Origin of the sequence: Schumannella sp. 10F1B-5-1 (assembly GCF_006517535.1) — a bacterium.
Lineage (GTDB): Bacteria > Actinomycetota > Actinomycetes > Actinomycetales > Microbacteriaceae > Schumannella.
In genome coordinates this window covers 59,565-77,391 of record NZ_VHQH01000036.1, presented here as the reverse complement: position 1 = coordinate 77,391, position 17,827 = coordinate 59,565, and the positions used below count along the sequence as shown (strand labels likewise).

The 17,827-nt window shown below is 73.0% G+C and carries 18 protein-coding genes, 1 tRNA gene and 1 riboswitch; of the genes, 8 read left to right on the top strand and 11 right to left on the bottom strand.

What is annotated here, in order from left to right:
• Window positions 1-330: 330 nt before the first annotated feature.
• A complete protein-coding gene (locus tag FJ658_RS05950) occupies window positions 331-960 on the bottom strand; it encodes a DNA-directed RNA polymerase subunit beta (protein WP_141144459.1) in 630 nt (209 codons plus the stop codon).
• A 220-nt stretch (window positions 961-1,180) separates the two neighbouring features.
• On the opposite strand from FJ658_RS05950, the gene FJ658_RS05945 reads away from it, so the two are divergent.
• Window positions 1,181-1,253 (top strand) — tRNA-Lys (locus FJ658_RS05945).
• Between the two features lie 75 nt (window positions 1,254-1,328).
• On the opposite strand, the gene FJ658_RS05940 is transcribed toward FJ658_RS05945, so the two are convergent.
• Window positions 1,329-2,108, bottom strand: a complete 780-nt coding sequence (locus tag FJ658_RS05940) for an SDR family NAD(P)-dependent oxidoreductase (RefSeq protein ID WP_141144458.1) — start codon at window positions 2,106-2,108, stop codon at window positions 1,329-1,331.
• 86 nt (window positions 2,109-2,194) lie between these two features.
• Between FJ658_RS05940 and FJ658_RS05935 the strand changes: the two genes are divergently transcribed.
• Window positions 2,195-3,088, top strand: a complete 894-nt coding sequence (locus FJ658_RS05935; protein ID WP_141144457.1) for a helix-turn-helix transcriptional regulator — start codon at window positions 2,195-2,197, stop codon at window positions 3,086-3,088.
• On the opposite strand, the gene FJ658_RS05930 is transcribed toward FJ658_RS05935, so the two are convergent.
• Together FJ658_RS05930 and FJ658_RS16060 are read right to left on the bottom strand one after the other, a co-directional pair.
• Window positions 3,085-4,272, bottom strand: a complete 1,188-nt coding sequence (locus FJ658_RS05930) for a Na+/H+ antiporter NhaA (protein WP_141144856.1) — start codon at window positions 4,270-4,272, stop codon at window positions 3,085-3,087. The two genes, FJ658_RS05935 and FJ658_RS05930, sit on opposite strands and share 4 nt — an antisense overlap.
• A gap of 180 nt (window positions 4,273-4,452) precedes the next feature.
• The gene (locus FJ658_RS16060) at window positions 4,453-4,596 is read right to left on the bottom strand and encodes a hypothetical protein (protein ID WP_181408342.1); all 144 of its coding nucleotides are present in this window, start codon (window positions 4,594-4,596) and stop codon (window positions 4,453-4,455) included.
• A 360-nt stretch (window positions 4,597-4,956) separates the two neighbouring features.
• Here FJ658_RS16060 and FJ658_RS05925 point away from each other — a divergent pair, with 360 nt between their 5' ends.
• A complete protein-coding gene (locus FJ658_RS05925) occupies window positions 4,957-5,205 on the top strand; it encodes a hypothetical protein (protein ID WP_141144456.1) in 249 nt (82 codons plus the stop codon).
• A gap of 172 nt (window positions 5,206-5,377) precedes the next feature.
• On the opposite strand, the gene FJ658_RS05920 is transcribed toward FJ658_RS05925, so the two are convergent.
• The 5 genes from FJ658_RS05920 to FJ658_RS05900 all read right to left on the bottom strand — a co-directional run bounded on the left by FJ658_RS05920 (window position 5,378) and on the right by FJ658_RS05900 (window position 10,052).
• Entirely contained in the window at window positions 5,378-5,851 is a 474-nt protein-coding gene (locus FJ658_RS05920; RefSeq protein ID WP_141144455.1) for a hypothetical protein, read from the bottom strand.
• A 47-nt stretch (window positions 5,852-5,898) separates the two neighbouring features.
• Window positions 5,899-6,990 (bottom strand): VIT1/CCC1 family protein, encoded by a 1,092-nt coding sequence (locus FJ658_RS05915; protein ID WP_141144454.1) that lies wholly within the window; start codon window positions 6,988-6,990, stop codon window positions 5,899-5,901.
• A gap of 85 nt (window positions 6,991-7,075) precedes the next feature.
• On the bottom strand, window positions 7,076-8,104 hold the full coding sequence (locus FJ658_RS05910) for an aldose 1-epimerase family protein (protein ID WP_141144453.1): 1,029 nt from the start codon (window positions 8,102-8,104) through the stop codon (window positions 7,076-7,078).
• 72 nt (window positions 8,105-8,176) lie between these two features.
• Window positions 8,177-9,151, bottom strand: a complete 975-nt coding sequence (locus FJ658_RS05905; protein WP_255447594.1) for an aldose epimerase — start codon at window positions 9,149-9,151, stop codon at window positions 8,177-8,179.
• 79 nt (window positions 9,152-9,230) lie between these two features.
• Window positions 9,231-10,052 carry a DeoR/GlpR family DNA-binding transcription regulator gene (locus FJ658_RS05900; RefSeq protein ID WP_141144451.1) on the bottom strand — a complete coding sequence of 274 codons (822 nt, stop codon included), beginning with the start codon at window positions 10,050-10,052 and terminating at the stop codon, window positions 9,231-9,233.
• Between the two features lie 57 nt (window positions 10,053-10,109).
• Here FJ658_RS05900 and galT point away from each other — a divergent pair, with 57 nt between their 5' ends.
• Both galT and galK read left to right on the top strand, forming a co-directional pair.
• Window positions 10,110-11,246 (top strand): galactose-1-phosphate uridylyltransferase, encoded by a 1,137-nt coding sequence (gene galT, locus FJ658_RS05895; protein WP_255447593.1) that lies wholly within the window; start codon window positions 10,110-10,112, stop codon window positions 11,244-11,246.
• A gap of 80 nt (window positions 11,247-11,326) precedes the next feature.
• Entirely contained in the window at window positions 11,327-12,487 is a 1,161-nt protein-coding gene (galK, locus tag FJ658_RS05890) for a galactokinase (protein WP_141144450.1), read from the top strand.
• Window positions 12,488-12,836: 349 nt separating this feature from the next.
• On the opposite strand, the gene FJ658_RS05885 is transcribed toward galK, so the two are convergent.
• A complete protein-coding gene (locus FJ658_RS05885; RefSeq protein ID WP_141144449.1) occupies window positions 12,837-13,724 on the bottom strand; it encodes a bifunctional methylenetetrahydrofolate dehydrogenase/methenyltetrahydrofolate cyclohydrolase in 888 nt (295 codons plus the stop codon).
• Window positions 13,725-13,728: 4 nt separating this feature from the next.
• On the bottom strand, window positions 13,729-15,015 hold the full coding sequence (glyA, locus tag FJ658_RS05880) for a serine hydroxymethyltransferase (RefSeq protein ID WP_255447592.1): 1,287 nt from the start codon (window positions 15,013-15,015) through the stop codon (window positions 13,729-13,731).
• 27 nt (window positions 15,016-15,042) lie between these two features.
• Window positions 15,043-15,149, bottom strand: a riboswitch (ZMP/ZTP riboswitch).
• Between the two features lie 118 nt (window positions 15,150-15,267).
• On the opposite strand from glyA, the gene FJ658_RS05875 reads away from it, so the two are divergent.
• The 3 genes from FJ658_RS05875 (at window position 15,268) to FJ658_RS05870 (ending at window position 17,686) form a co-directional block, all read left to right on the top strand.
• A complete protein-coding gene (locus FJ658_RS05875; RefSeq protein ID WP_141144448.1) occupies window positions 15,268-15,825 on the top strand; it encodes a hypothetical protein in 558 nt (185 codons plus the stop codon).
• The gene (locus FJ658_RS16805; RefSeq protein WP_255447591.1) at window positions 15,822-15,947 is read left to right on the top strand and encodes a hypothetical protein; all 126 of its coding nucleotides are present in this window, start codon (window positions 15,822-15,824) and stop codon (window positions 15,945-15,947) included. The genes FJ658_RS05875 and FJ658_RS16805 overlap by 4 nt, the downstream gene beginning before the upstream one ends.
• 191 nt (window positions 15,948-16,138) lie before the next feature.
• Window positions 16,139-17,686 (top strand): UDP-N-acetylglucosamine 1-carboxyvinyltransferase, encoded by a 1,548-nt coding sequence (locus tag FJ658_RS05870; protein ID WP_219995736.1) that lies wholly within the window; start codon window positions 16,139-16,141, stop codon window positions 17,684-17,686.
• Window positions 17,687-17,827: the final 141 nt, after the last annotated feature.

Genomic DNA, 17,827 nt, shown 5'->3' with positions numbered 1-17,827 from the left:
CGCTCGGGTCGCGATGTCAGCAAGGGGTTCGGGATGCGCGGCCCGGCGGTTTGGGCGGATCTTCAGCCGGATCTGCTCGCGCCCCCTGCCAGTCGTCCCTGCTGCGGCTCGTGCCCTCTGCCGAGCGACACGCCCGGTCGTTCCGCGGGGAGCGGACGGTCAGCGACGGATGCCGGGCTCTCGTTACACTGGCTGACGCCGGGCCGCAGTAACCCCGGGCTCCAAATTCAGCCGCTTCGAGCGGCCTTGCGCCGAGAGGCGTTCTGCGGCCCGGTTTTCTCATGTCCGGGCACGGAACGCCTCAGACGAGCGCGTCCCGGCGGCTGCGCCTCACACGAGCGCCTCCCGGCGCTCCAGCCGCGCGCACTGGTCGAGGTCGTCGGCGAAGCTGTCGAAGCGCGCCGCGCGGGCCGTCAGGGCGGTGGCGTGCTGCGGGTCGGCGGGATCCCGCGCATCCGCCAGCTCGACCCAGCCGGCCGCGCAGATGCGGCAGTAGGCCGAGGCGCGCTCGAGCGCGATGCCGAGGTCGCCCTGGAACACGCCACGCAGGATCTCGTCGGCGAGCGCGCTGAGCTCGTCGGGGCCGGTCGGGTCGGCTGCGCCGGCGACGACCGGATCGATCGTGCTGAGCGCGGCGCTGCCCGTGCGGAACGCCAGGCTCGACGCCGTCGGGTCCTCGCGGATCGCGGCCCGCAGCAGATACAGCCGCCAGAGCGCGCCGGGCAGCGTGTGCGGACCGGCGGCCGCCCAGAGCTGCGCGACCAGGTCGAGGCCGTGCTCGTCGGTGTGCGTCAGCAGCCGCTCGACCACGCCCTCGTCGGTCGCGTTGCGGGCGCGCGCCAGAAGGGCCGCCGCCGACTCGTGCGCGCGGCGCAGGGTGACCGCCGGATCCTCGCCGCCCACGTGGTACTCGAAGTGGTCGTTCGGGATGCGCGCGGGCTTGTGAAAGCGCTCCGCCATCCCTCCAGCGTAGGACGGTGAGAGGCGGCTCCGCCGACGCGAGCCGCGGCCGCGCGTGGGCTCGCCCGCGTGCCGGTCCGCATCCGCTCGCGTCTCGGTGTCGCGGTGCGGATGAGGCCGACCGCGAAGCCCCCTCCTGGCTCGGCGGCCCACCTCGTCCGCAACGGCGGACGCGCGTGGCGCGGGCGGCCCGCCCAGCGAAGTACCCTGGGAACCGATCGGGCCTGTAGCTCAGTTGGCAGAGCATCGGACTTTTAATCCGCGGGTCGTGGGTTCGAGCCCCACCGGGCCCACCGCTCCCTCTCGCTCCCCTGAAGACGCCGGGGCATCCGCGGCGGGCGCGCCGGACGCGCCTACATCGGATCGGCTCAGGCGCCCGCCCCGCCGTCGACCGGAACGATCGCGCCCGTCACGATCGACGCCCGGTCGCTGAGCAGGAACGCGGCGACCTGGGCGACCTCGACGGGCTCGGCCATGCGTCCCATCGGGATCGAGGCGCTGATCTGCGCGGTCACGCCGGGGGTCGCCGATTCCCACTCGGTGATCATGTCGGTCGCGGTGCCGCCCGGGTGCAGGCCGTTGACGCGGATGCCGGCCGGCGCCCAGGTCACGGCGGCCGTCTCGGTGATGCTGTCGAGCGCGCGCTTCATGGCGCCGTAGGCCGGCAACGCCGGGTTGGCGCGACGCGCGCCGATGCTCGAGGTGTTGACGATCGCGCCGCCGTCCGACCGGCGCATGAGCTCCGCCTCGGCGTTCATCGCGACCCAGTGCGCGCGGAAGTTGACGGCGAACTGCTGCTGGATGTCGTCGTCGCTCGTCTGGTCGAGCGCGCCCGGCTGCTGCACGACGGCGGCGTTGTTGAAGGCCCCGTCGAGGCGTCCGTGCAGCTCATCGACTCGGGCGATCGCCGCGCGGATGCTCTCGTCGTCGGCCAGGTCGAGGGCGACCGCATCGGCCGTGCCACCGTGCTCGCGGATGCCGGCGACGACGCCGTCGAGCGCGTCAGCGCCACGGGCGCCGAGCACGACGGCGGCGCCCTCGGCGGCGAAGAGCCGCGCCGCGGCGGCGCCGATCCCGCGGCTCGCGCCGCTGATGAAGATGACCTTGCCGGCGAGCAGGCCGGCGGGCTGGATGTCGTGATTCGTCATGCCACCGAGCGTCACCGGGCTCGCGCATCCCATTCAGGTACAGCCGGTACCAGGCTGCGGCGAGCGCGGGCGCGCACACTGGTGGCATGGACAGACAGGAGCTCGCGGCCTTCCTGCGCGGTCGCCGCGAACGGCGGAACCCCGAGGATGTCGGGCTCCCGGCCGGTCCGCGTCGCCGCACTCCGGGGCTGCGTCGCGAAGAGGTCGCGGTGCTCGCGCACATCTCGACCGAGTACTACGTGCGGCTCGAGCAGGGTCGCGCGCCGCGTCCGTCTGCCGAGGTGCTCGCCGGCATCGCCGGCGCGCTGCGGCTGACGCCCGAGGAGTCGGATCACCTGCACACCCTCGCCGGCACCGCCCCGATCCGCGCTCAGCAGGTGCGGCGCGATGTGCGGCCGAGCATCCTCGCGCTGCTCGAGCGCCTGCCGAACACGGCCGGATTCGTGATGTCGGCCGCGTTCGAGGTGCTCGCCTGGAACGACCTCACCGCGGCGCTGATGGAGGACTTCGGTGCGGTCGCGCCACGTGAGCGCAATCTCGCTCGCCGCGCTTTCCTCGATCCGGGTCCGGAGTCGAGCCCGCTCTACGGCATCTCCGACGGGGCCGAGTTCCGCCATCACGCGGTCTCGGAGCTGCGCCAGACGCAGGCCCGCTACCCCGACGACGCCTCGGTCGCCGAGCTGATCGACGAACTGCGGACCGACAGCGCGACGTTCGCCCGGCTCTGGGAGCAGCACGACGTGCGGTCGGCGCCGATGCTGACCAAGACGTTCCGGCATCCCGTCGTCGGCCCTGTCACCGTCGACTGCGACTCGCTCGCCCTGGCCGAGCGCGACCAGCACCTCGTGCTCTACAGCGCCCCGGTCGGCTCGCCCGACGCGGATGCGCTGGCACTGCTGGGCGTGCTCGGCGCGGCTGCGCGCGGCGCGCATCCGCGCGGCCACAGCGCGACGTCGGCGGCGCGCGACCTCGCCGACTAGCGCGCTTCGGCCAGGGCGTCGCGGCGGCGGCGCACGCGCAGCCGCCAGCGCAGCAGCACCGCGGCGAGCACGATCGAGACGCCCGAGCCGAGCAGCACGGCCAGCGTGCCCTCGTCGGCGACCCGGTGGTCGGCGAAGGCGAGACCGTTCATCAGCAGCGACACCGTGAAGCCGATGCCGCCGAGCGCGCCGACGGCGAGCGCGTCGCCGACGTCGGGGCGGGTGCGCTGGGCGCGGGGCACGAACCGGGCCGAGGCCATCGCGCCGATCGAGATGCCGATGATCTTGCCGAGCGGCAGCGCGAGCGCGATCGCCCAGAACACCGGCGACAGCTCGCCGATCGAGACGGCCGGGATGACGACGAGCGCCGCCGAGAACGCGAACAGCGGCAGCACGGTCGCGTTCGAGATCGGCTCGAGGCGGTGACGCAGACGACCGGCCGGCTGCGGACTCATCGCGAGACCGAGGGCGACGCCCGCGATGGTGGCGTGGATGCCGGACTTCAGCACGAGCATCCAGGCCACGAGTCCGAGCACGACCAGCAGGATCGTGACGACGACGCGCACCGCCGTCGAGGGGAACCGTCCGCGCCCGAGCACCCGGCTCAGCAGGCCGAAGGCGATGACGGCCAGCACGGCGAGGCCGAGCATGAGCACGTCGGGCGAGTGAGCGAAGACGACGGCGATGATGACGATCGCGATGATGTCGTCGAGGATCGCCAGGGCCAGCAGGAACGAGCGCACGCGCGCCGGCATCCCGCGCCCGAACACGGCCAGCACGCCGAGCGCGAAGGCGATGTCGGTCGCCGTGGGCACCGGCCAGCCGCGCATCAGGTCGCTGCCTCCCCCGCCCAGCGCGACGACCGAGAGGAAGATCGCGATCGGCACGAGCACTCCCCCGAGCGCCGCGACCGCGGGACGCAGCGCGCGCGCCGGCGAGTTCAGCTCGCCCGTCGTCAGCTCGTGCCGCAGCTCGATGGCGGCGAGGAGGAAGAAGACCGCCAGCAGCCCGTCGCTGATCCAGTGGCCGATCGACAGGTCGATTCCGAGAGCCGGGATCGCGAGATGCGTGCCCTGCAGGTCGAGCGCGGCCGCGCCGACCGGCGAGTTGGCGACGATCAGACCCAGCAGCGCCGCGGCGAGGAGGAGCAGAGCGGCGATGCGCTCGGAGCGGAAGACGGACATGCGACCCCAGTCGGTGAAGCGTCCGACGATGACGACCGGACGACGAACTGCCACCGCGGCCACGTCGTGACCTGCGGGCCGACCAGACTTCCCGGCGCTCCGCATCCAGCCTACCGGGCGGGTGCACACGACGGGGTGCGCGGCGGCTCAGCGGTCCGCCGGCTCAGCGGGCTCCCCGGCTCAGGGGCGGTCGCTGATCGTCGTGCGCGGGTCGGCGACGACGTGCGGGTGGTTCAGGCAGAACCAGGCGTAGAGCGAGCCGGAGCGACGCGAGGTGTCGTAGCGGTAGACGACACCGGATCCGCACATCGGGCAATGGGCCATGGCGTGACGCTACGAGCGGGAGGTGACGTCTCGGCGCGAGACGGGTGAACACTCGGGGCGGCAGAGCAGCGGGGCGGCTGGCGGGACGGCCGCTTTGGACGGGCGGCCCGCGTCGTCTCTGACGCGGGCGCCCTACTCTCGTGCGCGCGGGGGGATGAGTCGCGTGCTCTGGCGGCGGGCGTCAGAATCGCCGGGCCACCTCGGGAGCGAGCTCAGGGTACGTCGCCCGATCCGTGCGCGAAAGGGCTTGCGCCGATCACCTCGGAGTGATCTCAGCGACGTGGATGCGCGGCTGGACATCGCCGGAAGATCTCTCGACATCCGTCGCGCATCTCGCCGCTCGCGCGTAATGTGTGCGGCATGACGGATGCCGCCGAGACCTTCGAGCAGCTGGTCATCCGCCTCTCGGCGACGCACCCGCGGGTCTCCCCCGGCGCGATCGCCGGCATCGTCTTCGAAGAGCACGATCTGATCGTCGGCACCCCGGCCGGCGACATCATCGGGCCGACGATCGTGGCCGCCGTCACCGAGCGCGTCGCGCGCGAGCAGCTGCGCGTCTCGGGTCGTCGTCCCGCCGCCGCGGCCGGCAGAGATCGTTCCGTGGACTGAACGTTCTAGTTCTTTCCTCACGTCCCGTTCCGCTATCGTTCGGCGAGGCGGCTGGTTACCGCCCAAACCCGAACCGGATGACGCTGTCTCCCTGATCGCAGCGGACTCCACCACGGTCTTCGATGCCCGGAGCGCCCGAATCGTTCCGGGCATCGTCGCGTCCGGGCTCGATTCAGCTCTCGCCGACGAGCTCGCGCGTGCGCGCCATCCGCACGGCCGTGTTGACGACCGCGAGCGCGGCCATGACCAGCACGAGCACGATCCACACCCACAGCGGCCACTCGTAGTGCTCGACCAGCTCCCACGTCTCCTTGAGCGCGATGAGCGCGGCGCCGCCGGCCACGAACATCCACCCGGTGGCCTTGTCGACGAAGCTCGCGAACTGGCGCCGTGTCGCGAGCGGCATCGCGTCGAAGATCACCCGGCGGTATTCGCGCTGGTCGCGCCGGATCCGGAGGTACGCGACGGGCGGCAGCAGCCACCACCACGGCGAGATGCGGCGCGGCTCGGGCACGCTCTCGTGCGCCGCGGCCATGCTCTCGCGGTCGATCTCCTCGTCGCGCAGCTCGACCGCGGCCTGGAAGACGGGCCCGGCGACCAGAAGCCAGCCGCCGAGGAAGCCGACCCACAGGATGATCGTGTGCACGGCATCCACGCTAGACCCGGCCACCGGCGCTCAGCCCGGCCGCGAGGTCAGATGCCGGATGCACCGAACAGCAGCCCGAGCAGGTAGGTGACGATCGCCGCCCCGAAGCCGATGCCGAGCTGGCGCAGCGCTCGCAGCAGCGGCGAGCCGCCCGAGAGCAGTCCGACGACCGCACCGGTGCCGAGCAGGGCGACGCCGACCAGCACGGCCGCGACGACGACGGCGAGGATGCCGGTCGCGCCGAACAGGTAGGGCAGCACGGGGATGATGGCCCCGCTCGCGAAGAAGAGGAAGCTCGACAGCGCCGCGCGCCAGGGCGAGCCGACGGCCTCGTGCTCGTCGGCGACGGTCTCGAGGCTCGTGGTCGCGATGGCGGGCTCGGTCGCCGAGAGCCGGGCGAAGGTGCGGCGGGCGTGCGCCGCGGCCTCCTCGGGCGTCTCGCCGCGGGCGCGGTAGACGAGGGCGAGCTCGTTCGCGTCGACGTCGAGGTGCGGCACGGCCGCGTTCGCCTCGGGGTCGGGGCGGGATGCGCTGAGCAGCTCGCGCTGCGACCGCACCGACACGAACTCCCCCGCGCCCATCGAGAGCGCTCCGGCGAGGAGGCCGGCGATGCCGGTGGCGAGCACGGTCGCCGGAGGGACGCCGATCGCGCCGACGCCGAGCACGAGCGCGAAGTTCGACACGAGGCCGTCGTTCGCGCCGAACACGGCCGCGCGGAAGGTTCCGGCGAGACGCTCGCGACCTCGCGCCGCCAGCCCGCGCAGCACCTCGCCGTGGATGCGCTCGTCGGCCGCCATGCGATCGGTCGCGTCGGCGTCGTCGTCATAGGGGCTGCGCGCCTCGGCCCGCTGCGCGAGCGCCAGCACGAACACCGACCCGAAGCGCCGCGCGAGCAGCACGAGCAGCCGCGTGCGCACGCTGCCCGCGCGCGGACGCCCGACCCGGTCGCCGAGCAGATCGAGCCAGTGCGACTCGTGCCGCTTCTCGGCCTCGGCGAGCCCCAGCAGGATCTCGCGCTCCTCACCCGTCTTGCGCTGGGCCAGCTGCTGGTAGAGCGCCGCCTCGACGCGCTCGTCGGCAAGGTAGCCGCGCCAGCGGCGCAGCTGGCGCTCGGTCGGCACGGCGGCGGGGATGCTCACGGCGCCGACTCTCTCACGAGTGCGGCGATGCGGGCGATGTCGGCGACGCGGGCGCCGGCGGCGCCGGCGACACGGGCGCCGGCGATCAGGGCGCCGGCGTGTAGCGCAGCGCCCACGAGCCCGACCACTCGGCGCCGGGCTGCAGCTGGATGAGGCCCTCACCCGAGTTCAGCGCATCCGGCGGCGCGGTCATCGGCTCGATCGCGATCGCGTCGCCGAGCGGCCCGCCCGCCCAGCCGCTGGGGCTCGTCGGGTCGACGCCGGTCCAGCCGCCCGCGGGGAAGACCGAGGTCGTGAAGACCTGCACCCAGCGCCAGTCCGGATCCTGCAGCAGGGTGAGCCGCGCGCCGTCGGGTGCCTCGATCCAGGCGGTCGCGCCGTCGACGGGCTCCAGGTCGGCGTAGGCGGTGTCGAGGTCGAGCTCGTCGAAGCGGCGCGGGGTGCGCAGGTCGACCGGGGTGCCCTCGACGCTCTTCACCCCGAGTGGGTTGAGGCGGTCATCCACCTCGACGTAGCTCGCCGCCGGAACCGTGACGGTCAGCTCGCGCACCGGCCACTCGCCGAGACGCAGGTAGGGGTGCACGCCCGTCGCGTAGGGCGCGACCGCCGTCGACAGATTGCGCACGCCGTGCGTCGCGCGGATGCCGCCCGGAACGAGCTCGTAGCGCACCCAGCTGTCGAGGGCGAAGGGCCAGCCGTGCTGCGCCGGGATGAGCGCCCCGAGCGTGACCGAGCTCGATGTCTGCTCGCGGATCTCGTGCTCGGTGAACTGCAGCAGCCCGTGCAGGGCGTTGCCGCGATCGACCTCGGTCAGGTCGAGCTGCTGGGCGGCGCCGTCGAGCATCCACCGGCCGTCGCGCACGCGGTTCGGCCAGGGCGCGAGGTAGATGCCGTTGCAGTACGCCGGCCAGGCGGCGTCGGCGATCGGCTCCGTCAGCTGCACGCCGTCGACGCGCAGCGAGGCGAGCGTGGCGGCCATCGTGCCGATCACGGCCTCGACGCCGCCGCTGGCGAGGTGGATGCGCGTGCCGATCGGCCCGCGCGGGCCCGACTCGGTCGTGGTCGCCGTGGCGGTGGTGGTGGTCGGCCCGACGCTGGGCTGCTCGCTCGTCACGGCGCCGAGTCTAGGAGGGAGCGCCGGGGCGCCCGCAACCCTGTCCGGAACCGGCGGCGTCCGATCCGGCGATCACGCGCGCCGCGCGCCCCACGACCCCGACCAGCTCGCCCCGGGCTCGATCCAAGCCAGTCCCTCACCCGAATTCAGGGCGTTCGGCGGCGCGGTCATCGGCTCGATCGCGACCGCCGTGCCGGTCGGCTCGGCCGACCCCAGCGGCCGAGGGAAGTCGCCCGGCGTGAACACCTGCACCCAGGCGAACGCGGGGTCGGCCCAGAGCACGGTGGATGCGTCGGGGCCGGTCAGGCAGGCGATCTCGCGGCGCGCATCCGGGGCCGTGGCGCCGCCGGCGTCCCCGTCGCCGTCCCCGCTCTCGTCGGCGCCCGCACCGTCGAGCGCGAACGTCGTGTTCAGGTCGAGGTCGCCGACGCGGAGCCCCGCGCGCAGGTCCTCGCCGCCGGCGACGGGATGCGACCCGACCGGGATGAGCTTGTCGTCGACGTCGAGCGCGACCGGGGCCGGCATCCGCAGCTCGAGGTCGGCGACCGGCGTCGCACCGACCCGGAAGTAGGGGTGCGCCCCGACCGCCCACGGCGCCGGCCGCGTGCCGAGGTTGCGGGCGTGATGCGTCACGACCAGTCCGTCGGGCTCGACCTCGTAGCGCACGCTCGTCTCGAGCAGGAACGGCCACCCGTGCTGCGGCGGGATGAGCGCCGCCAGCTCGACCGACGATTCCGTGTGCTCGACGAGCCGGTAGGCGGTGTTGCGCAGCAGTCCGTGCGAGGCAGCACCCCACCTCGGGTCGGTCAGATCGAGCAGCTGGATGCTCGTCGACCCGTCGGGCTCGGTCAGCTGCCAGCGCGCCCCGCGCACCCGGTTCGGCCACGGCGCGAGCACGATGCCGCAGCCCTGCGGCGGCAGGCTCTCGGTCGGCACCGTCTCGGTGAGCGCGTGCCCGTCGACCTCGAGCTCGCAGAGCACTGCGGCGACCGAGCCGACCACCGCGCGCGCCCCGCCGTGGCGGATCTCGAAGCGCGGCCCGCTCACCGGAGCAGGGGCATCGGACGACGGACGAGGACGGGCGCTCACGGACATGCGGCCAGAGTAGATCGCCGCGGCCGGCGACTCAGCCCCGCGCATCCACCTCGATCAGCCGGCAGCCCGCGACGCGCACGCTCTCGAGCACGCCAGGGTCGGCGGGGGCGCCGCCCGTCACGACCGTCGCGAACTCGCCCAGGTCGCCGACGCGGCCGAGATGGGTCACACCGAGCTTGGAGCCGTCGGCGACGAGCACGGCGCGGTCGGCGGCGCCGAGCATGGCCCGTTTGACCTCGGCCTCAGGCAGGTTCACGTTCGTCACGCGGCCGGAGCGGTCGACGCCCGTGCAGCCGATGATCGCCAGGTCGGCGTGCAGCCCGGCGAGCGTGGATGCGGCGACCGGGTTCACGAGCGAGTGCTGCAGCGGGCGCAGGGTGCCGCCGGTCACGATCACGTCGAAGCGCGGGATGGCCCGCTCGAGCGCGAGCGCCACCGAGAGCCCGTTCGTGATGACGACGACATCCGCCAGCTCGGTGCGCTCGACGAGCGCCTCGGCGACCGCGAGCGTGGTCGAGCCGACGTCGAGCAGCACGCTCGTGCCCGGCGCGACGAGGGCCGCGGCGCGGCGCGCGATCGCGCGCTTCACCGCACTCTCGCGCTCGCTCGACAGCTCGACCGACGACTCGCGATGCTCGGGCACGGGTGGCATGGCTCCCCCGTGCACGCGCCGAAGGAGCCCCTCGGCGGCGAGCGCCTCGAGGTCGCCGCGCAGGGTCACGGTGCTGACGCCGAGCTCGTCGGCGGCGTCGGCGACCCGCACGAAGCCGCGCTCGGCGACGAGCGCGGTGAGCTGCTCGCGGCGAGCCGTGACGGGGCGCGAGGCGGGGTCGACGCGGTCGCTCGGAGGCATGCGCATCCTTTCGATAACTGTCGAAAACGAAAGACCAGCTTTCGATATCGTAATGCGGTGACCACGGGCATCGCCATCCACCCCACGCGTCTCGCCGACGGCCGCGAGCTCATCTACTTCGACGACGCCGACACCGCGCTCGGACCCGAGCGCCGCGTCGACACCCGTGACCTGGATGCGCGGCCCGCCACCGCCACCATGCGACTCGACGTGCTCACCGGCGACTGGGTCTCGATCGCCGCCGCGCGTCAGAACCGCGTCGTCAACCCGAGCGCCGCGCTCGACCCGCTCGCCCCGCAGAGCGACGACAACCCGAGCGAGATCCCCGACATCTACGACGTCGCCGTGTTCGAGAACCGCTCCCCCTCGTTCGGCCCCGCGCTGGCCGACGCCGCGACCGGTCACGACGGCGAGCCCATCGATGCACCGCAGGGGCTCGCCGACCTCGCCCGCCTCGACCTCGACCGCACCCGCACGTCGGTCGGCCGCTGCGAGGTCGTGTGCTTCAGCCCCGAGCACGAGGGCTCGTTCGGCACCCAGACGCCGAGCCGCGCACGCACCGTGATCGAGGCCTGGGCGCACCGCACGGCCGCGCTGTCGGCGCTGCCCGGCGTCGAGCAGGTGTTCCCCTTCGAGAACCGCGGCGCCGCGATCGGCGTCACGCTGCCGCACCCGCACGGGCAGATCTACGCCTACCCCTATGTCACGCCGCGCACGCAGCGGCTGCTCGCCTCGCTCGACCAGCTCGGCGACGATCTGTTCGATCGCATCCTCGAGCGCGAGCGCGACTCCGAGCGGATGCTGCTCGCCGGCGAGCACTGGACCGCCTTCGTGCCCTTCGCCGCGCGCTGGCCCCTCGAGGTGCATCTGGTGCCGCACCGCCACGTGCCCGACTTCGCCGCCACCACCGAGGCCGAGCGCGACGAGCTGGCCCGCCTCTACCTGCGCCTGCTGCGCGGCATCGACGCCATCTACGGCGACCCGACGCCCTACATCGCCGCCTGGCACCAGGCTCCCGTGAACGTCGGCCGCGCCGGAGCCCGCCTGCACCTGCAGCTCACCTCGCCTCGCCGCGGCGCCGACAAGCTCAAGTACACGGCGGGATCGGAAGCCGCTATGGGAGCCTGGATCGGCGACATCCGACCCGAGGCCGCCGCCGAGACGATCCGGGCGGCGATCCCCGCCTCCGTCTGAGCCGCTCCCCTCCCGCGCGGCCGCGCCGCACGCGCCGGCCGCGCATCCGAACCACCTGACACTCCGAGACGAGCCCCGCCATGACCGACATCCGCGACGACGTCGCCGACGCCTTCCTCGCCTTCACCGGCCGCGAGCCCGACGGCATCTGGTCGGCCCCCGGCCGCGTCAACCTGATCGGCGAGCACACCGACTACAACGAGGGCTTCGTCTTCCCCTTCGCGATCGACCGCCGCACGGTGATCGCGCTCGGCGCGCGCGACGACCGGATGCTGCGCATCGCCTCGGCGTTCAGCGACGAGCTGGCCGAGCACTCCCTCGACGACCTCGATCCCGAGTCGCTCTCCGGCTGGTCGGCCTACCCGCTCGGCGTCGCCTGGGCGCTCGGCCAGTTCGGCGCCGACCTGCAGGGCGTGCCCGGCGTCGACATCTTCATCGAGTCGACCGTTCCCGTCGGCGCCGGCCTGTCGTCGTCGGCCGCGATCGAGTCGGCCGTCGCGGTCGCGCTCAACGACGTCTGGCAGCTCGGCCTCAGCCCCGAGACGCTCGCGAAGGTCGGCCAGAAGGCCGAGAACGACGCCGTCGGCGCCCCGACCGGGATCATGGACCAGTCGGCCTCGCTGCTCGGCCGCGCCGACTCCGGCGTCTTCCTCGACTGCCGCAGCCTCGACGCCGAGGTCCTCCCCCTCGGGTTCGCGGATGCGGGCCTCGCCGTCGTCGTGATCGACACGCACGTCGAGCACGAGCACGCCTCGGGCGGCTACCGCGATCGCCGCGCCTCCTGCGAGAAGGGCGCCCGCGAGATGGGCGTCGCGACGCTGCGCGAGCTCGACGTCGACGACCTGCCGCGCGCGCAGCAGACCCTCGACGACGAGACCTTCCGCCGGGTGCGGCACATCGTGACCGAGAACCAGCGCGTGCTCGACACCGTGCGCACCCTGCGCGAGGAGGGCCCGCGCGCCATCGGCGACCTGCTCGACGCCTCGCACCGCTCGATGCGCGACGACTTCGAGATCTCGGTGCCCGAGCTCGACCTCGCGGTCGAGGTCGCCCAGGCGAACGGCGCGGTCGGCGCCCGGATGACCGGCGGCGGCTTCGGCGGATCGGCGATCGCCCTCGTGCCGCTCGAGTCGGTGTCGCTGCTGCAGGTCGCGATCGACGGCGCCTTCGCCGAGCACGGCTTCACGGCGCCGACGACCTTCGTGGTGCGGCCGTCGCTGGGGGCTCAGCGCGACCGCTGAGGCGCATGCCGTGCGCGGCATGGGTTGGGCAATTCGGACCGCGGCGCGAGCAGTACTCGCCGGTCGCGTCGACGAAGGTCGGCACCGTACGCGTGGCGCCTCGCGTTCACGTCCCCCCCGTTGGTCGTGCCGACGGGGTGGCCACAAATGCACTCGACACGCCGCGCGCAACGAGCAGATGTGGCCACCCTCAAGCCCAGGCAGCCCGAGGATGGCCACGAATGCACGCGAAACGCCGTCAGCGGTGTGCTTTCGTGGCCACCCTCGCCACGGGCGGGGCGAAGGGAACGCCGCCCAGAGTGACACCTCGACGGGCTCGTCGGCACGAGGGCGCGGAAGCGGAAGCCGGCTAGACCAGCCCGGCGGCGCGCTCGGCCGCCAGCACCACGTTCTGCATGAGCATCGCGCGGGTCATCGGCCCGACGCCGCCCGGGTTGGGCGAGAGCCAGCCGGCCACGTCGATCACCGAGGGGTCGACGTCGCCCGCGAGCTTCGCCTTGCCCGACTCGGTCACGCCGACGCGGGTCACGCCCACATCCAGCACCGCGGCGCCCGGCTTGATCCAGTCGGGCTTCACCAGGTGCGGCTGGCCGACGGCGGCGACCACCACATCCGCCCGGCGCACCTCGGCGGCCAGGTCGGCGGTGCGCGAGTGCGTCAGCGTGACGGTCGCGTCGATGCCCTTGCGGGTGAGCAGCAGGCCGAGCGGACGGCCGACCGTGAGACCACGGCCGATCACGACCACGTGCTTGCCCGAGAGCGGCACGTCGTAACGGCGCAGCAGCTCGACCACGCCCGCCGGCGTGCACGGCAGCGGCGTCGTCAGCTCGCCCTCGACGCCCAGCACGAGCTCGCCCAGGTTCGCCGGGTGCAGGCCGTCGACGTCTTTCGCCGGGTCGACGGCCGTGATCGCGGCGTGCTCGTCCATGCCCTTCGGCAGCGGCAGCTGCACCAGGTAGCCGGTCACGGCGGGGTCGGCGTTGAGGCGCTGGATCTCGGCGTGCACCTCGGCCTCGGTCGCGTCGGCGGGCAGGTCGACGCGGATCGACTCCACGCCGATCTCGGCCGAGTCGCGGTGCTTGCCGCTGACGTAGCTGACCGAGGCGCCGTCGGCGCCCACCAGCAGCGTGCCGAGGCCGGGCACGACGCCGCGCTCGCGCAGCGCATCCACTCGGGTCTTCAGCTCGGACTTGATGGCGGCCGCGGTCGCGACGCCGTCGAGGCGGATGGCGGTCACGCGCTCAGCTCCAGGTGGTCGGCGAGCTGAGGCCGGGGTAGAGCGGGAAACGGTCGGCCAGCGCGGTCACGCGGGCGCGCAGGGCCGGGATGTCTGCATCTTTCTGCAGCGCGAGCGCGATGATGTCAGCCACCTCGGTGAACTCGGCGTCGCCGAATCCGCGGGTCGCGAGCGCCGGGGTGCCGATGCGCACACCCGAGGTCACCATCGGCGGGCGCGGGTCGTTCGGCACCGAGTTCTTGTTGACCGTGATGCCGGCCTCGTGCAGGCGGTTCTCGGCCTCCTGGCCCGAGAACTCGGAGGTGCGCAGGTCGACGAGCACGAGGTGCACGTCGGTGCCGCCCGTCAGCACGTCGATGCCGGCCGCCTTCGCGTCGGGCTGGGTGAGGCGCTCGGCGAGGATCGCGGCACCGCGCACGGTGCGCTCCTGGCGCTCTGTGAACTCCGGCTCGGCCGCCAGCTTGAACGCGGTCGCCTTCGCCGCGATCACGTGCATGAGCGGGCCGCCCTGCTGACCCGGGAAGACGTTGGAGTTCATCTTCTTCGCGATGTCGGGGTCGTTGGTCAGGATGAAGCCCGAGCGCGGACCGCCGATCGTCTTGTGCACGGTCGACGACACGATGTGCGCGTGCGGCACCGGCGACGGGTGCAGGCCCGCGGCCACGAGGCCGGCGAAGTGGGCCATGTCGACCCAGAGCTTCGCGCCCACCTCGTCGGCGATCGCCCGGAATGCGGCGAAGTCGAGCTGACGGCTGTAGGCCGACCAGCCGGCGATGATGACCTGCGGCTTGACCTCGAGAGCCCGCTGGCGCACCACATCCATGTCGATGCGCTCGGTCTCGGGGTCGAGGCCGTAGGCGTGCGCCTCATAGAGCTTGCCCGAGAAGTTCAGCTTCATGCCGTGGGTCAGGTGGCCGCCGTGGGCCAGCTCGAGGCCCAGGATGCGGTCGCCAGGCTGCGCGATCGCCGACAGCACGGCGACGTTCGCCGAGGCGCCCGAGTGGGGCTGCACGTTCGCGAACTCGGCGCCGAACAGCGCCTTGGCGCGGTCGATCGCGAGCTGCTCGACGATGTCGACGAACTCGCAGCCGCCGTAGTAGCGACGGCCGGGGTAGCCCTCGGCGTACTTGTTGGTCAGAACCGAGCCCTGCGCCTCGAGCACGGCGCGCGGCACGAAGTTCTCGCTCGCGATCATCTCGAGCGTCGTGCGCTGGCGATCGAGCTCCTGCTCGAGCGCCGCGGCGACCTCGGGATCGACGACGGACAGGGGGGAGTTGAACACGTCGGACACGGGGCTCCTCAACTGATACGGGATGTCGGTCACGGCCCAGGCGGACGGCCGTCCCGCCCGATGATCGAGCAGGTCCCTTGTGTCAGTCGCTCCCTGATGGTGAGCCCATCCGAACGCCAGTCGCGACACGGCGAGTCTAGGGCGTGAACGGCCGCGATGCGACCCGTGGATGAGGCCGGATCAGTCGCCGGGATGACGGGGTTCAGCCCGCGCGCCGACGCCCGCGCGAGTCGGGGCGGCTGGGATGGAGGCATGACCTCGACCACCGCATCCATCGCCCCGCACCGCACCGCGCTGCGGCGCACCGCCCTCGTCGCGGGCCTCGGGGCGCTGGCCGCCGCATCCCTGCTGCTCACCGGCTGCACGGCCATCATGAACACGGTGCACAAGGTGCACGAGGAGTCGTTCGACGACCACGCCGCCGCGGCGAAGGGCTGGGTCGGGGTGCAGACCCCCGAGTGGATCCCCGCGAAGGCGACGGAGATCGGCAACGTCGCCACGAACGACGAGACCAACGCCGTCATCACGGCGACCGGCGGCGACCTGCCCGACTGGTGCGTCGAGATGCCGCGGCAGGGTCTGCCCTTCGACACCCGCTTCGGCGAGGTCGGCCTGCCCGAGCGCGTCGAGCGCTGCGGCGACTACGAGGTCGTGAAGCAGGACGGCACGTGGATCGGCTGGTACTCGGCGCGGTCGGAGGGCGCGAAGCCCTCGCCGGGCGCCGTTCCGGTGAGCCCGATGACGGGCGCTCCCGAGGGGACGTTCACGGGCGCGTCGACCGGCGCGACCGAGACGGGTGACGACCGATGACCCGCCTGCTCGCCCAGCTGCGCCGCATCGACGCCGAGGGCGACCCGACGTGGATGCTCGTGCCGCTCGCGCTGGGCATCCTGGTGATCTCCGTGACCGCCGTCGCGCACCTGCTCTTCTGAGGCGCGACCTCGGGGCCTCGAACCCCGTCGAATCTCATATCCGAGATTCGAGACTGAGTGCCAGCTCGGAGATCGCGCGTTTCGCCCGGCGCGTATCTCACACGCGAGTTACGATCGCCGACGTGACCGACACCACCACGCTCACCAGCTCCCCCACGGCGACCCCGCTCGACACCACCCCCACCGGCTCGATCGCCGTCACCCCCGCGACCCCGACCGCGCCGCTGCGCGAGGTCGGCGCCCTGATCCGCGGCGCCCGTCAGAACCAGGGCCTGACCCAGGCCCAGCTCGCCGAGCGCGTCGGCACGAGCCAGAGTGCGATCAACCGCATCGAGCAGGGCGGCCAGAACCTCAGCCTCGAGCTGCTCACCCGCATCAGCGGCGCGCTCGACCAGCAGCTCGTCTCGATCGGCGGCGCACCCCAGCGCTCGCACCTGCGCGTGCAGGGCGGCCGCAAGCTCAGCGGATCGATCGCCGTCAACTCGAGCAAGAACGGCGCCGTCGCCCTGCTCTGCGCCTCGTTGCTGAACCGCGGCGTCACCCGCCTGCACAAGGTCGCCCGCATCGTCGAGGTCGACCGCATCATCGACGTGCTGGTCAGCCTCGGCGCCCGCGTCACCTGGCTGAACGACGGCGAGACGCTCGAGATCGTCGCGCCGGCCGAGCTGCGTCTCGACGCGATCGACGCCGACGCGGCCCGCCGCACCCGCAGCGTGCTCATGTTCCTCGGCCCGCTCTCGGGTCGCTTCGACAGCTTCCGCCTGCCCTACGCCGGCGGCTGCGACCTCGGCACCCGCACGGTGGAGCCGCACCTCATCGCGCTGCGCCCCTTCGGCGTCGGGGTGGATGCGCAGGCCGGCTGGTACGACGTCGCCGTCGCGCGCGACGGCCGCAGCACCCGCACGATCGTGCTGACCGAGCGCGGCGACACCGTGACCGAGAACGCGATCCTCGCCGCGGCGGCGCACGAGGGCGAGACGGTCATCCGCAACGCGAGCCCGAACTACATGGTGCAGGACCTCTGCTTCTTCCTCGAGCTGCTCGGCATCCGCATCGAGGGGATCGGCACGACGACGCTGCGCATCACCGGACAGCGCGAGATCAGCGCCGAGGTCGACTACTGGCCGAGCGAGGACCCGGTGGAGGCGATGAGCCTGCTGACCGCCGGCATCGTCACCGAGTCGACGCTGACCGTGACCCGTGCGCCGATCGAGTTCCTCGAGATCGAGCTCGCGACGCTCGCCGAGATGGGGCTGCGCTTCGACGTGAGCTCCGAGTACCCCGCCGCGAACGGCCGCACCCGCCTCGTCGACATCACGGTGCACCCCTCGCAGCTGCGCGCGCCGATCGACAAGATCCACGCGATGCCGTTCCCCGGGCTCAACATCGACAACCTGCCGTTCTTCGTGATCATCGCCGCGATGGCCGAGGGCACGACGCTCGTGCACGACTGGGTCTACGAGGGGCGGGCCATCCACCTGCTCGACCTGACCCGCCTGGGCGCGAGCGTCACGCTGCGCGACCCGCACCGCCTCGACGTGAGCGGCCCCGCGCACCTCTCGGGCGCCGAGGTCAGCTGCCCGCCGGCCCTGCGTCCGGCGGTCGTGATCCTGCTCGCGATGCTCGCGGCGAAGGGCGAGAGCGTGCTGCGCAACGTCGACATCATCGCCCGCGGATACGAGGGATTGCAGGAGCGCCTGGTCTCGCTGGGCGCGTCGATCGAGACCTTCCGCGACTGACCCGCCGCATCCCGTGATCTCTGCGTGAGGGGTTTCCGGCGACACGCCGCGACGCCGCGACCTCGCGGCGGCGTGTCGCCGGAAACCCCTGCCGCAGACAACGGCATGGGCGAGGGATGCCCGCGACGGGGGACGACGCGT

Coding starts and splice junctions, on each gene's coding strand:
- FJ658_RS05950 (WP_141144459.1), bottom strand. CDS start 960: ATGGCGGAGCGCTTTCACAAGCCCGCGCGCATCCCGAACGACCACTTC.
- FJ658_RS05940 (WP_141144458.1), bottom strand. CDS start 2,108: ATGACGAATCACGACATCCAGCCCGCCGGCCTGCTCGCCGGCAAGGTC.
- FJ658_RS05935 (WP_141144457.1), top strand. CDS start 2,195: ATGGACAGACAGGAGCTCGCGGCCTTCCTGCGCGGTCGCCGCGAACGG.
- FJ658_RS05930 (WP_141144856.1), bottom strand. CDS start 4,272: ATGTCCGTCTTCCGCTCCGAGCGCATCGCCGCTCTGCTCCTCCTCGCC.
- FJ658_RS16060 (WP_181408342.1), bottom strand. CDS start 4,596: ATGGCCCATTGCCCGATGTGCGGATCCGGTGTCGTCTACCGCTACGAC.
- FJ658_RS05925 (WP_141144456.1), top strand. CDS start 4,957: ATGACGGATGCCGCCGAGACCTTCGAGCAGCTGGTCATCCGCCTCTCG.
- FJ658_RS05900 (WP_141144451.1), bottom strand. CDS start 10,052: ATGCCTCCGAGCGACCGCGTCGACCCCGCCTCGCGCCCCGTCACGGCT.
- galK (WP_141144450.1), top strand. CDS start 11,327: ATGACCGACATCCGCGACGACGTCGCCGACGCCTTCCTCGCCTTCACC.
- FJ658_RS05875 (WP_141144448.1), top strand. CDS start 15,268: ATGACCTCGACCACCGCATCCATCGCCCCGCACCGCACCGCGCTGCGG.
- FJ658_RS16805 (WP_255447591.1), top strand. CDS start 15,822: ATGACCCGCCTGCTCGCCCAGCTGCGCCGCATCGACGCCGAGGGCGAC.